Origin of the sequence: Haloferax prahovense (assembly GCF_000723845.1) — an archaeon.
In the GTDB taxonomy this organism is placed as follows: domain Archaea; phylum Halobacteriota; class Halobacteria; order Halobacteriales; family Haloferacaceae; genus Haloferax; species Haloferax prahovense.
The window spans coordinates 649,520-661,990 of record NZ_LK053000.1; the positions used below are offsets into that span (position 1 = coordinate 649,520).

The 12,471-nt window shown below is 66.3% G+C and carries 11 protein-coding genes; 8 read left to right on the top strand and 3 right to left on the bottom strand.

Annotated features, from left to right (window positions below; all coding sequences use genetic code 11):
- The first annotated feature begins 343 nt into the window (after positions 1-343).
- The 4 genes from BN984_RS03060 (at position 344) to BN984_RS03070 (ending at position 4,139) form a co-directional block, all read left to right on the top strand.
- The gene (locus tag BN984_RS03060) at positions 344-1,375 is read left to right on the top strand and encodes a tyrosine-type recombinase/integrase (RefSeq protein ID WP_049967640.1); all 1,032 of its coding nucleotides are present in this window, start codon (positions 344-346) and stop codon (positions 1,373-1,375) included.
- 398 nt (positions 1,376-1,773) lie between these two features.
- Positions 1,774-1,962 carry a hypothetical protein gene (locus tag BN984_RS03065; protein ID WP_004975400.1) on the top strand — a complete coding sequence of 63 codons (189 nt, stop codon included), beginning with the start codon at positions 1,774-1,776 and terminating at the stop codon, positions 1,960-1,962.
- A gap of 182 nt (positions 1,963-2,144) precedes the next feature.
- Positions 2,145-2,273, top strand: a complete 129-nt coding sequence (locus BN984_RS20045; protein ID WP_004042243.1) for a hypothetical protein — start codon at positions 2,145-2,147, stop codon at positions 2,271-2,273.
- A 183-nt stretch (positions 2,274-2,456) separates the two neighbouring features.
- Entirely contained in the window at positions 2,457-4,139 is a 1,683-nt protein-coding gene (locus BN984_RS03070) for a DUF3604 domain-containing protein (RefSeq protein WP_049967641.1), read from the top strand.
- A 42-nt stretch (positions 4,140-4,181) separates the two neighbouring features.
- On the opposite strand, the gene BN984_RS03075 is transcribed toward BN984_RS03070, so the two are convergent.
- Both BN984_RS03075 and BN984_RS03080 read right to left on the bottom strand, forming a co-directional pair.
- Positions 4,182-5,204, bottom strand: coding sequence for a sodium:calcium antiporter (locus BN984_RS03075; protein WP_008095672.1), 1,023 nt, complete (start codon positions 5,202-5,204; stop codon positions 4,182-4,184).
- Positions 5,205-5,280: 76 nt separating this feature from the next.
- The gene (locus BN984_RS03080) at positions 5,281-6,504 is read right to left on the bottom strand and encodes a GNAT family N-acetyltransferase (protein ID WP_049967642.1); all 1,224 of its coding nucleotides are present in this window, start codon (positions 6,502-6,504) and stop codon (positions 5,281-5,283) included.
- A gap of 169 nt (positions 6,505-6,673) precedes the next feature.
- On the opposite strand from BN984_RS03080, the gene BN984_RS03085 reads away from it, so the two are divergent.
- The 3 genes from BN984_RS03085 (at position 6,674) to BN984_RS03095 (ending at position 7,997) form a co-directional block, all read left to right on the top strand.
- The gene (locus tag BN984_RS03085; protein WP_008095667.1) at positions 6,674-6,895 is read left to right on the top strand and encodes a hypothetical protein; all 222 of its coding nucleotides are present in this window, start codon (positions 6,674-6,676) and stop codon (positions 6,893-6,895) included.
- A 163-nt stretch (positions 6,896-7,058) separates the two neighbouring features.
- On the top strand, positions 7,059-7,310 hold the full coding sequence (locus tag BN984_RS03090) for a hypothetical protein (protein WP_008095666.1): 252 nt from the start codon (positions 7,059-7,061) through the stop codon (positions 7,308-7,310).
- A gap of 156 nt (positions 7,311-7,466) precedes the next feature.
- Complete coding sequence (locus tag BN984_RS03095) at positions 7,467-7,997, top strand: DUF5815 family protein (protein ID WP_008095664.1); 531 nt, start codon at positions 7,467-7,469, stop codon at positions 7,995-7,997.
- Positions 7,998-8,020: 23 nt separating this feature from the next.
- Here the strand turns inward: BN984_RS03095 and BN984_RS03100 are convergent, their stop codons facing one another.
- Entirely contained in the window at positions 8,021-9,043 is a 1,023-nt protein-coding gene (locus tag BN984_RS03100) for a S66 family peptidase (RefSeq protein WP_049967643.1), read from the bottom strand.
- A gap of 144 nt (positions 9,044-9,187) precedes the next feature.
- Here BN984_RS03100 and carB point away from each other — a divergent pair, with 144 nt between their 5' ends.
- Positions 9,188-12,436, top strand: a complete 3,249-nt coding sequence (carB, locus tag BN984_RS03105; RefSeq protein ID WP_049967644.1) for a carbamoyl-phosphate synthase large subunit — start codon at positions 9,188-9,190, stop codon at positions 12,434-12,436.
- Positions 12,437-12,471: the final 35 nt, after the last annotated feature.

Below are 12,471 nucleotides of genomic sequence, written 5' to 3' on the forward strand. Positions count from 1 at the left end.
ATTTCGGGGGCACGTCCGTCCAATTCGTTCACTTTCACTTTCACTCCCCGTACGAGCGGGCGTATTATTACAAAACGGGTGGCCGCCCAACTGTGATGACGACTACGCAGGTCATTTGCGATGAGAACCGGACGGACCGATGGCAGTTCGTGTGTCCGCGAGAACACCGAACGTGGGAAGCGGCGGAAGACCACTTCTGGTGCCAGCGGTGCGCGTCCACTCAGGACGTTGACGGCCGGTTCCATCAACTCCGCGATAAGGTGAGCGGTGAGCGACTTTCCCGCGAGGAAGTCGTACTCCAGAGTAACTGTGACGACGACCTCGAGCAGCTGGAGGTGGCAGAATGAGCGACGATCTCGATCCAATCACGCCCGAGGCGGGACTGTCCTACTACCTCGATGCGAGACGGTACGATGTTCGTCCGACGACGCTCCAGAGCCACCGGGCGCGGCTGCAATCGTTCATCGACTGGCTCGATTCTCAGGGGATTCACAACATGAACGACGTGGACCTTCGGACGGTTCACGCGTACCAGGTCTACAAGCGCGAGGACAACGGTGAGAACGAACCCTGCAACGCGGTCACGATGCAGGGACAGATCTCGACGCTTCGCCGGTTCCTCGATCACCTGAGCGATATCGACGCGGTGCCTGAATCGCTCTCCGAGCGGATTCGCCTGCCGAAGATCGAGCCGGGCGAGGACGTGGATGAGGAGTTCCTCGATTCCGGTCGGGCGAAGGCGATTCTCGAGTACATGAACCGCTTCGAGTACGCGACGCCCCACCACGTTGCTATCCTCCTGTTCTGGCGTACGTCCGCGCGTCGTGGTGATCTCCACGCGCTCGATCTGAAGGATTTCGATAAGGACGAGAATGCGCTGTCGTTCGTCCACCGTCCGGAGACTGAAACTCGTCTGAAGAACGGGTACAAGGGCGAACGCGATGTTTCGATTCAGCCGGATGTCGCGCGCGTCATCGAGGATTACATCCGGGCGAATCGGCACTCGGTGCAGGATGACCACGGCCGTTTCCCGCTGTTTACTACGACGTTGGGACGGGCGTCTCTCGGGACGATTCAGCAGTGGGCGTACAGATGGACGCGCCCGTGTGTGATCGGCGAGGGTTGTCCGCACGACCGCGATCCTTCGACGTGCGAGAACGCGGATATCTCTCAGGCGTCCGGCTGCCCCTCGAGCATGGGTCCGCACGCGATTCGGAAGGGTTCGATCACGGCGTTCCGTGATGCGGGGACGCCGCGCGAGGTTGTGAGCGAACGCGGAGATGTTTCTGAGGAGGTTCTGGAGAAGCATTACGACAAGGCGAACGCGCGTGACCGGATGCGTCGTCGTCGTGAGTTTATTCCGGAGGAGATCTGAGATGTTCGCTACCTCCTACACCGTAGCTAGCCCTCAGGAAAAAGTCCACTTTGGAGTACCCGCGTTGGCCCACTCCCGTTGGCAACGATTCGTTGCCGATGCGAGTTAGGGGCTCAAACTCCCCGGCCACCCAACTTCTGCGGATACTACCGACCGAGAGAACGCTCGGTCTATCGTTCGTGTCGTCGGGACGAATCAGCGGCGAACACTCGACCGCCCCGACCGAGCACGACTGTCCCGACACAGAGAACTACTAATGTCTGACTCAAATCCCCGAGTATCTCTCACAAATATGCACCAATTCACACAGATTTGTCCGCATTTATCAGCACATAGCTGGTCGAACGGACGAATTCTGAGAAAGCTATATCACGCAATAGATTGTGGTACCGAATAACATGGAATACGAACTCACCTGTCTGTACGGGTGCGGCCACACCTCCACGGCCGACTCCCGCGAGGGCGTCGGCGTTCTCGTGATGGAACACATGGACGACGAACACGACACGCCCGTCGACCCGCTGGAGGCGGGCGAGCTCGCGTTGAAGCGCTTCGACGGCGCGTCGCTCCGCCAGGCGCGGCAGTAGCCGACTACTCGAACTTCCGTCAGGTCTTCGAATCCGAGTTTCTCTCGACTATCACCGTCTCGTTCGTTCGAGGGACTGCGCTGTCTCTCGATTTCGTGGTTCGACGAGCGACCCATCCGAACAAATTTACTCAGTTCTGTATCCCAGTAGTATTAAACCCGTACACGCCATACGTGTTGGTGATGCCAACCATCGACGTCTCCGAACACCTGTACCGCCAGATTGAGTCCGCCGCCGACGGCGAGGACCTCGACGCGGCGATGTGGAAGATGGTCGGACGGTACCAGCGCGGTAACACGCCCGGCGACTGACAGGATTCGGACCACCCTCGACCCCTGACCGCGCGTGCGGTCATCATCAACCCCGCTCGCCGCAACTTGCCCTGTTTGCGGCGAGTCCGTTTTCCGTTTTCTGAGCGATAGTACCCGCGAACGGGTTCGCCGTCGCGCCCGTCGGCCTCGTCCTTCTTTAGCGACGCGTCCGTAGTCTCTCGCGTGTTCGACGCCGAACCCACCGGAACCCTCGGGAAGTTCGCGGAGACGGTGCGCGTCTTCGCCGAGCGGCGGCCGTCAGTCCGCGACCTGTTGCGCAGTCGAACCGGGTCGCTCGACCGCGTCCACGCGGTCCTGCCATCGACCGTCGCGGTCGGCGAGTCCCTCGACCTCACGGTACAGGTGTGGGACGAGTACGAACGGCTTCACGGCGCGTACGACGGCGACCTGCGGGTGTCTGCGACCGACGATACTGCGACGTATCCAGACCGCGTCTCCCTCGCCGGCAACGACGAGGGCTACGTCAGGCTCGCCGACGCCGTCTCCTTCGAGACGCCCGGCGTCCACTACCTGACCTTCTCGCGCCCCGGGTTCGATGAGCGGTACGTCTCGAACCCTGTTTCCGTCTCCACCGACTCCCCCGACGAGCGCGTCTACTGGGGCGATATTCACCTGCACTCGCGGCTCTCGGACGGGACGGGGAGCCTGAAGAAGGGGTATCGGTTCGGGCGCGACGCGATGGCCCTCGACGTCGTCGCCTACACCGACCACGACACGATGGGGTTTTTCATCCCGCCGTCGCTCCAGCGCGCCCTCATGCACGGGTGGTACTTCGACCGGTCGCGCCGCGTCGCCGACCGGTTCTACGACCCCGACGAGTTCGTGACGCTCGTCGGCTACGAGTGGACGAAACAACCCAACTGCGGCGGCCACGTCAACGTCTACTTCGAGGACGCCGACGACGCCGTCCTTCTCGACTCCCGCGGCGGGACGACGGACACCTACGAGAAGCTTTGGAGCCGCCTCCGCGAGTTCGAGTCGACCCGCGACTCGCGGGTCGTGACGATTCCGCACCACCCGACGGAGCGCATGTATCCCTTCGACTTCTCGGCTGTCGAGTACGACGACGAACTCGCGCCGCTCGTCGAGGTGTACTCGCAGTGGGGGTCCGGCGAACTGCCGGGCGACGAGGGGAACCCGTTTCCACTGGCGATGGGTCGCGGCGAGACCGACGAGCCGGGCCACTTCGTCCGCGACGCGCTGTCGATGGGCTACCGGGTCGGCCTCGTCGCGGGCGCAGACTACCACGGCCCGCACCCCGGCCACTCGCTCATCCACGCCGACCCGCACCTCCCCTCCGTTCGCGAGTGGGTCGAAGACGGCGTCGGCTGGTCGAGCATCTGGCGCGTCTGGAACGAGCGGAGCTATCCAGGCGGTCTCTCGGCGTTCCGAGCGCCCGAACTCACCCGCGAGGCGGTGTTCGAGAGCCTCCGGAGTCGCCGCGTCTACGGGACGACCCAGCCGCACCGCATCCTCGCGTCCCTCTCAGTCGGCGGCGTCGAACCCGGCGAGAACGACAGTTCGCTCCGCCTCGACACCCGCGACGAACCCCGCGAGGTCGAAGTCGAGGTCGCGGGGACCGCCCCGCTCGAACGCGTCGAAATCGTCAAAAACGGCGAGACGTGGCGGTCGCAGGCGATTACCTCGGACCCCGACGCGCCGCTTTCGGCGTACACGACGTCTGTCTCGTGGACCGACGGCGACCCGGTCGAGGGGACGGTCTGGGACGACGACCGGCGCTCGGCGGCCGACGCGTACTATCTCCGAGTCACCCAGGTCCCGCGGGACTGCGAGTTTCCCGGGACCGCGTGGGTGGGTCCGGTCTGGGTCGAACCGCCGGACTGAGAGAGGCGGCCGCAGCGACCCCGCTCGCCGCCGGGCGACCTCTCAGGCGAGGAACCTCGTCACGCCGAGGCTTTCTGCGACCAGCCACGCGATGAACAGCGCGTAGGTTCCGAGGAGGAGGTACGACTCGCCGCGCGTCAGCGCCATCTCGGTCCGGAGGACGGCGAAGAAGACGACCGACGCGCCCGTGAGGAAGCTCATCATCGGAACGACCTCCTCGAAGGCGATGACCGCGCCCCCTGCGACGAGGATGCCGACCGGGAGCGCGACGAGGAGCGCGAACACGTTGCTCCCGAAGACGTTGGCGAGGCTCATCGGCGCGTTGCCCTGCCGGGCGGCCGAGACGCTGACGAACGTGTCGGGGAGGCTCGTGCCGGCGGCGACGACCGTCAGCCCCCAGAGGAACGGCGACGTGCCGAAGACGTCGCCGAGGCCGACGGCCGCGCGGACGAGTAGTTCGGCCCCGAGGAGAATGACCGCGAGCGACGCCACGAGGGCGACCCACTCGCGTCTCGGGTTCACGTCGTTGACGACGGCGGTGAGTCCGGCGCGGTGCTCCAGCGTGTCGTGGTACTGCATGAACAGGTACAGGCCGTACAGCGCCAGCGGGATGAGCGCGAGCGCGGGACTCACGAACCCGTCGAGGCTCGCGGTGTCGGTGACGGGTCGGTAGATGACCGCGAGCGAGAAGGTGAGCACGAGAACGGCGATAGAAAGCAGGTAGAACTGCGCTTCCTTGTAGACGAGGTCGCGGTTCGAAGCGAGCCGTCCGCCCTTGCCGACCATCGCCGACACGGACGGGATGATAAGGATGTTGTAGACGGCCGACCCGACGACCGCGCCGACGCCGATGTCGAACGACTGGTACCGGACCGTGGCGATGACGATGCTCGATAGCTCGGGAAAACTCGACCCCACGGCGGCGATGATGGCTCCCTGCACGATGGCGGGGAGCCCGTAGTACGCGCCCAAACGGTCCGAGGCCTGCACGAGCATGCCGCCGCCCTTCCACGCGAGAATCGCGCCGGCGGCTGTGAACGCGACGAGAACCGGAACTGATGCCACGCCCGCACTTCGGCGGCCGGTGGGAAAAAACCGACCCGACTGGCTGCGTCGGCTGATTTCGGCTCGACCCGCTCGCTCAGAACCCCTCGCGCAGGTACGGGTCCCGCTCCGTGAACACCGAGGCGAGGGCACCGGCCGTCTCCTCCCCGGCGACCGAGAGGCGGTCGGTGCGGGCGAGTGCCTCGACGCTCCGCGCGCCGACGAGGAGTTGCGAGAGCGCCCCGATTTCGACGGTCGCGTCCGGGTCGGCGTCGCCACCGACTGATTCGACGCTCGCCGCGCCGTCGCCGACGGCGACCCGGAACGACCCCTCGTTCCAGTCGCAGCGGTCGTCGCGGACCGCGAGGACGAGGTCACAGGCGGCGTCACCGGGGAACGAGACGGCTTCGAGGGCGGCCGGTACGTCCACGATGCGGACCATCGGGCCGGGCTTGATTTCGACTGTCGCCGCCCGCGGGTCGGTCAGGCCGTCGATGAGCCGGGTCGATTCGCGTTCCGACGAGAGAACGACCTCGTCGACCTGCGAGTCGTGGTCCCGCAGGAACCGAAACAGCTGTGCGCGGGCCTCGGCGTCGACGGCGACGAGTTCGCCCACGGACAGCGTCCGCGACTCCCGGTCGCCGCTCACGTCGTAGACGACGTAGCCGCGGAGGTCGCCGTCCCGTTCCCAGCCGTAGGCGAACGGGTCGCCGTCCCAACCGCGGAACAGCCGGTGGCGAATCCAGCCCTCGCTTCGGTCCACCGCGAGGTCTTCGGTCGCCGCGGCCGCGTACACGTCCTCGACTCGCGCCCAGTCGTCGGCGTCGAGGCGGACGAACTCCCCGGCCGGGTCGGCGGCGACCGCCGCGAGTTCGTCCGGCGGCACCGTCGTCTTCGCGTAGTTGTTCGCCGTCGCCCAGCCGAACCGGCGGTAGAAGGCGTACTCGAACGGCCAGAGCGCCGAGAGGTACCGACCGGTGTCGCGGAACTCCGCGAGGAGGTCGTCGAGCATCGCGCCGACGTGGCCCCGCCGGCGCGCCGGCGGCGGCGACGCGACCGCCGAGATACCGGGCAGCGGGTGCCACTCGCCGCGGACGCGAGCCGTGAAGTCGTAGAAGGCACACACCGTCCGCAGGTCGGCCGCGTCGAGGTCTTCGACGGGCGTGTCGGGCGGCGCGTCGTAGAACCCTCGTGGGTGGTAGCTCTCCGGGTCGGGAAGTCGCTCGTCCGACCAATCGGGGCCGTTCTCGGGGCGGAAGGCGTAGTTGAGGAACTCGCGGTAGGTCTCGCGGTGCTCCTCGGGGAGGGAACGGAGGTGCATGCCCGCGGTGCGTCGGGGGACGGTATATGTTTTCGGTACGCGGGCTCGCAGGCGGTCGATTACGATACGATAACACCGACGGCGGAGACCGATGGCGCGACGAAAGCTTCCGTCGTGGGCCGCTTCCCGAACCGTGCGATTCACGTCGTCTCGGTCCCGAGCCCTGCACATGAGCGAGACGAAGCAGTCGTTGGTATCGCGGGGGAACCTCCTCCTCGCGGCCGTCGTGACGCTCGGCATCGTCCTCCCGGGCGTGGCACGCCGCTTCCTCGGCGAGGCGGGCTACAACGACCTCGGAATGGTCGTGTTCGTCCTCGGCTACGCGGGCATGGTCTTCGTCGTCTGGTACGGGTGGATTCGGCCGCTCGACATCACCGGCCCGTCCGAGTAGCGCGCGCCGACCACCGGACGCCGCTCCGTGCCGACAGCGGTGCAGACCCCGGGGGAATCGCCCCGGCAGCCCGGTCGCCCCAATATCGGGGGGTCCGACCGCCGGTTTCCAACGAGAATAACGGAACTTTGATAGTCGATTCGAACCGACCGAGAAAACAAGAATGCTTCCCCTTCAGCTCGTAGACACCTTCCTGCTCGACTACAACATCGGGCAGGCGCTGTTGCTCGTGTTCATCCTGTCGACGGTTGGAACGCTGCCGCTGAAGTCCCGGCAGATCCTCGGTATCAACACCACGGTGTTCGGGCTCATCTTCCTTCTGACCCCGGTGTCGCTGGGCAAGGCTCACTACCTGTTCCTCGGGATTGCGCTCCTCATTGTCGGCCCCATCGTCTACGTCTCGGGCCGCCGCTGAGGGGACGCCGCCGGGCGTTTCGGCCCGGGTCACCGCCGTTTTTTGCGACAGTACGACGGACTGACCGACCGCAACTGACGGTCGGCGTCTCGTTTTTCTCTCGCGACGATTCCGAAGAACGCGACGTTTAAACGGAGAGAACCGCAACCCACGGGTATGTCTGAACCGAGCGTTCCCGGCGGCCGCGGGGCCGTCTTGGACCTCCCCTGCGGCGAGACGAAGCGCGTCCGGGAACTCGACTTGGGCAAACGGGAGTTCGACTGTCCGTGCGGGGACAGCCACGCCGTCGTCATGGACGTCCACCCGCCCGACCGATTTCTCCCGGAGTTCCTCGTCGAAATTCTCCAGGAGACCATCGAGACCACGAGCGACGACATGCCCGAGTTCGGGACGGCCCACCTCATGGGCATCGTCCTCGAGGAGTTCCCCGAGGCCGTCGTCTCCGAAGACGTGTCCGAGGACGGCGAACTCGGCGCGGGCATCGTCTGGGTGACCGACTTCGACTCTCGACGGCTCCACGAGATAATCGTCGAACTCGTCGTGGAACTCATGGAACACGCCGTCAGCCACGCCGACGACGACGAAGTCGTCTCTGAGTTCGAGTCGAAGATGCTCCAGTTCGACGTGAGCGAGTTCGTCGACCAGTACCGCGCCCAGCGCGACCTCGACCCCGAACCGTACATGTAGCGTGCGGGCCGAGCGCCCGCTTTTCAGTCGACTCGAAGTCGCTCCACCGTCGGGTCGAGGGTCGCCTTCGCGCCGAGCGGAAGCGGAACCGTCGGGTCGGCGTGGCCGAACTCCACGTCGAACACCGCCGTCGCGTCGGGGTTGTACGCGTCGAGGACCGACAGCACCTCCGCGCGGAGTTGCGCGCCGTAGTCGGCCGGCGGTTCCCACTCAAGTCCGGGCGAGTACGTCCGCGGCCGACCCATCACGAGCCCGTCGAACCGCGCTAACAGGCCGCGTTCGCCCATCGACCGCAGGGTGTACCGGACCTCCCGGGGGAGCGGCACGTCCTCCGAGGTTTCGAGCGCGAGCACCGCCCCGTCGAGTTCCTCGGGGTCTGGGAGGTAGCGGTCGGTCTGGAGATGCCACTTCAGGACGCTGAAGTTGCCACCCCAGAGTCGCCCGGTCACGCGTTCGTCGCCCCGCCACGTCCGACCCGGGTTGTCGTGCCACTCGCGCGGGTCTTCGGTGTCGAAGTCGAACCAGTCGTCGGTCCACTCCGGCGCGGGTTCGACGACGCCGATGGAGCGCTCGAAGAACGCCCGGCGGAGGTATCGCTCGACGTACGGGTGTAGCTCGGGGTCGACGGTGAGCGTGGGGTGGAGCGTCGCGCCGTAGCTCACGACGCCGTGGGTCCAGAGGAACAGCCGGAGATTGTCGTTGTCGCTGAAGCCGAAGAAGCGCGTCGGCGACGCGGTCAGCCGCGCCGGGTCGAGGTGCGGGAGGATTCGAAGCTGGTCGTCGCCGCCGGTGACGGCGATGACGCCGCGTATCGACGGGTCCTCGAAGGCCTCCATCACGTCCTCCGCGCGCGCCGCCGGGTTGTCCCGGAGCCACTCCCAGTCGCGGCGGGCGGACTCGAAGACGACGGGGTCGAGCGAGAACACGTCGCGGAGACGCGCGCACGCGCGGTCCAAGTGTGATTCGTCGATGGGGCGCGACGGCGCGACGACCGCGACCCGGCTCCCGGAGTCGAGCGGCGGCGGCGTCGTGAATACCGCGGGCATGCGTAGCCGGTACTCGGATACCCGTCAAAAGCCTTCCCCGGGCGCGACAGCGGCGTTCGGCAACATTTTCGAAATTCGCAATCGAGTTTCGGACCTCGTAATTTTTCGCCGGACTTATTACGATGTGCGGATTGGATTCCGACGATGACTGACGAGGACACCTCGGCCGGACCTCAGCAAGGTACAGAGGACCGGACGATTTTGCTCATCGGAAGCGGCCCAATCCAGATTGGACAGGCGGCGGAATTCGACTACTCCGGCGCGCAGGCCTGCCGCGCGCTCCGAGAGGAAGGCGCGCGAGTTGTCCTCGTCAACTCGAACCCCGCGACCATCATGACCGACCCCGAGATGGCCGACAAGGTCTACATCGAACCCATCACGACCGAGGCCATCTCCGAGATTATCGAACGCGAGCGCCCCGACGGCGTCATCGCCGGACTGGGCGGTCAGACCGGACTCAACGTCACGGCCGAACTCGCAGAGGAAGGCGTCCTCGAGGAGTTCGACGTGGACATCATGGGCACGCCGCTCGACACCATCTACGCGACGGAGGACCGCGACCTCTTCCGCCAGCGCATGGAGAAAATCGGTCAGCCCGTCCCGAAGTCGACGACCATCTCGCTGGAGGAAGACGAGGCGGTCGAGAACATCACCGAGGAGGCCCTCGAAGAGCGCGTCGAAGCCTCCGTCGACGCCGTCGGCGGCCTGCCGGTCATCTCGCGGACGACGTACACGCTCGGCGGCTCCGGCTCCGGCGTCGTCCACGAGATGGACGAACTCGTCTCCCGCGTCCGCAAGGGACTTCGCCTCTCGCGCAACAGCGAGGTGCTCATCACGGAGTCCATCTCCGGGTGGGTCGAACTCGAATACGAGGTGATGCGCGACGCCGACGACTCGTGTATCATCATCTGCAACATGGAGAACATCGACCCGATGGGGATTCACACCGGCGAGTCCACCGTCGTCACGCCCTCGCAGGTCATCCCCGACGAGGGCCACCAGGAGATGCGCGACGCCGCGCTCGGAGTCATCCGCGAACTCGGCATTCAGGGCGGCTGTAACATCCAGTTCGCGTGGCACGACGACGGCACCCCCGGCGGCGAGTACCGCGTCGTCGAGGTGAACCCGCGCGTCTCGCGCTCCTCCGCGCTCGCCTCGAAGGCGACCGGCTACCCCATCGCCCGCGTCACCGCGAAGGTCGCCCTCGGCAAGCGCCTCCACGAGATTACGAACGAAATCACCGGCGAGACCACCGCCGCCTTCGAGCCCGCAATCGACTACGTGGTCACGAAGGTTCCGCGGTGGCCCAAGGACAAGTTCACCGACGTGGACTTCGAGCTCTCGACGGCCATGAAGTCCACCGGCGAGGCGATGTCCATCGGACGCACCTTCGAGGAGTCGCTTCTGAAAGCGCTCCGTTCGTCCGAGTACGACCCCGCCGCCGACTGGGACGAGGTCTCCGACGAGGAACTCGAAGCCGAGTACCTCGAAACGCCGACCCCCGACCGCCCGTACGCCATCTTCGAGGCGTTCGAGCGCGGCTACACCACGGAGGACGTGGTCGAACTGACCGACATCCACGAGTGGTACGTCGAGCGCTTCGGCCGCGTCGTCGAGGCGGTCGAAGCCGCCTCCGAGGGCGACTTCGCCGCCGCCGCCTCCGCCGGCCACACCAACGCCAGCATCGCCGCGGCGACCGGTACGAGCGTCGGCGAGGTCGAACAGGACGTCCCCGGCCGCACCTACAAGCAGGTCGACACCTGCGCCGGCGAGTTCGCCGCGCAGACGCCGTACTACTACTCCGCGCGCAAGCCCGAGTTCTTCCGCGGGCCCTTCGAGGGCGACTCGGCCGGTAACGAACTCCGCGTCGACCGCGACATGGAGAGCGTCGTCGTCGTCGGCGGCGGTCCCATCCGCATCGGACAGGGCGTCGAGTTCGACTACTGTTCGGTCCACGCGGTGCAGGCGCTCCGCGACATGGGCATCGACGCGCACGTCGTCAACAACAACCCCGAGACGGTGTCGACCGACTACGACACCTCCGACGGCCTCTTCTTCGAGCCCATCACGGCCGAAGAGGTCGCCGACGTCATCGAGGCCATCGACGCCGACGGCGTCATGCTCCAGTTCGGCGGGCAGACCTCGGTCAACATCGGCCACCCGCTCGAATCCGAACTCGACCGCCGCGGCGTCGACTGCGAGATTCTCGGTACGACCATCGACGCGATGGACCTCGCCGAGGACCGCGACCGCTTCAACCGCCTGATGGACGACCTCGGTATCCTCCAGCCCGAAGGCGGCTCCGCGACCAGCGAGGAAGAGGCGCTCGACCTCGCCAACGACCTCGGCTACCCCGTGCTCGTTCGCCCGTCGTACGTCCTCGGCGGCCGCGCGATGGAAATCGTCCACTCCGACGCGGAGCTCAAGGAGTACATCGAGGAGGCCGTTCGCGTCTCCCCCGACAAGCCCATCCTCATCGACGAGTTCCTCGCCGACGGCGTCGAACTCGACGTCGACGCCGTCTCCGACGGCGAGAACGTCCTCATCGGCGGCGTGATGGAGCACGTCGAGGCCGCCGGCGTCCACTCCGGCGACTCCGCCTGTATGATTCCGCCGCGCTCGCTCGACGACGAGACGATGGCCCGCGTCCGCGAGGTTACGGAGGACATCGCCAGCGCCCTCGACACGGTCGGCCTGATGAACGTCCAGCTCGCGGTCAAGCAGAACGAGGAGGGCTCGAACGACGTGTACGTCCTCGAAGCCAACCCGCGGTCCTCGCGCACCGTCCCGTTCGTCTCGAAGGCCACGGGCGTCCCAATCGCCAAGCTCGCGGCGAAGGTCATGGCCGGCAACTCGCTCGCCGACCTCGACGTGAGCGAGCAGATTCCCGAGCAGGTGTCGGTCAAGGAGGTCGTCCTCCCGTTCGACCGCCTGCCGGGTTCGGACCCGCGTCTCGGCCCGGAGATGAAGTCCACGGGTGAGGTCATGGGAACCGCGACCTCGTTCGGGAAGGCCTACGAGAAGGCCCAGTCGGCCGCTAACGACCCGATTCCGGCCGACGGAACCGTCTACGTCGACCTCGCGGACCCCGAGTTCCCCGACGCCGACAGCGAGGCCGGACAGGAACTGCTCGACGCCTTCGGCGAGTACTACGAGGTGCTCACGCCCGAGGACGTCGACGACTTCCTCACGATGCTCCGCGAAGACAACTTCGACTTCGTCGTCTCCCGCGACCGCGAGACGCTCATCGACTGCGTCGAAGAGGAGGTCAGCTACTTCTCGACGTACGCCTCCGCGAAGGCGGCCCTCGAAGCGCGCGGCGCGGCCGACGAGGACATCGACGTGCTCCCGGTCGGCGAGCGCCCGCGCGTCGTCGCCAACTGGGGTCAGTAAACGACCGGTCGGCGCGCGAACCCCCCGACTCGATT

What these genes read in the sequence shown, in the direction of transcription:
- BN984_RS03060 (WP_049967640.1), top strand. Translation starts at nt 344, where the DNA reads ATGAGCGACGATCTCGATCCAATCACGCCCGAGGCGGGACTGTCCTAC.
- BN984_RS03095 (WP_008095664.1), top strand. Translation starts at nt 7,467, where the DNA reads ATGTCTGAACCGAGCGTTCCCGGCGGCCGCGGGGCCGTCTTGGACCTC.
- BN984_RS03085 (WP_008095667.1), top strand. Translation starts at nt 6,674, where the DNA reads ATGAGCGAGACGAAGCAGTCGTTGGTATCGCGGGGGAACCTCCTCCTC.
- BN984_RS03100 (WP_049967643.1), bottom strand. Translation starts at nt 9,043, where the DNA reads ATGCCCGCGGTATTCACGACGCCGCCGCCGCTCGACTCCGGGAGCCGG.
- BN984_RS03090 (WP_008095666.1), top strand. Translation starts at nt 7,059, where the DNA reads ATGCTTCCCCTTCAGCTCGTAGACACCTTCCTGCTCGACTACAACATC.
- BN984_RS03065 (WP_004975400.1), top strand. Translation starts at nt 1,774, where the DNA reads ATGGAATACGAACTCACCTGTCTGTACGGGTGCGGCCACACCTCCACG.
- carB (WP_049967644.1), top strand. Translation starts at nt 9,188, where the DNA reads ATGACTGACGAGGACACCTCGGCCGGACCTCAGCAAGGTACAGAGGAC.
- BN984_RS03080 (WP_049967642.1), bottom strand. Translation starts at nt 6,504, where the DNA reads ATGCACCTCCGTTCCCTCCCCGAGGAGCACCGCGAGACCTACCGCGAG.
- BN984_RS20045 (WP_004042243.1), top strand. Translation starts at nt 2,145, where the DNA reads ATGCCAACCATCGACGTCTCCGAACACCTGTACCGCCAGATTGAGTCC.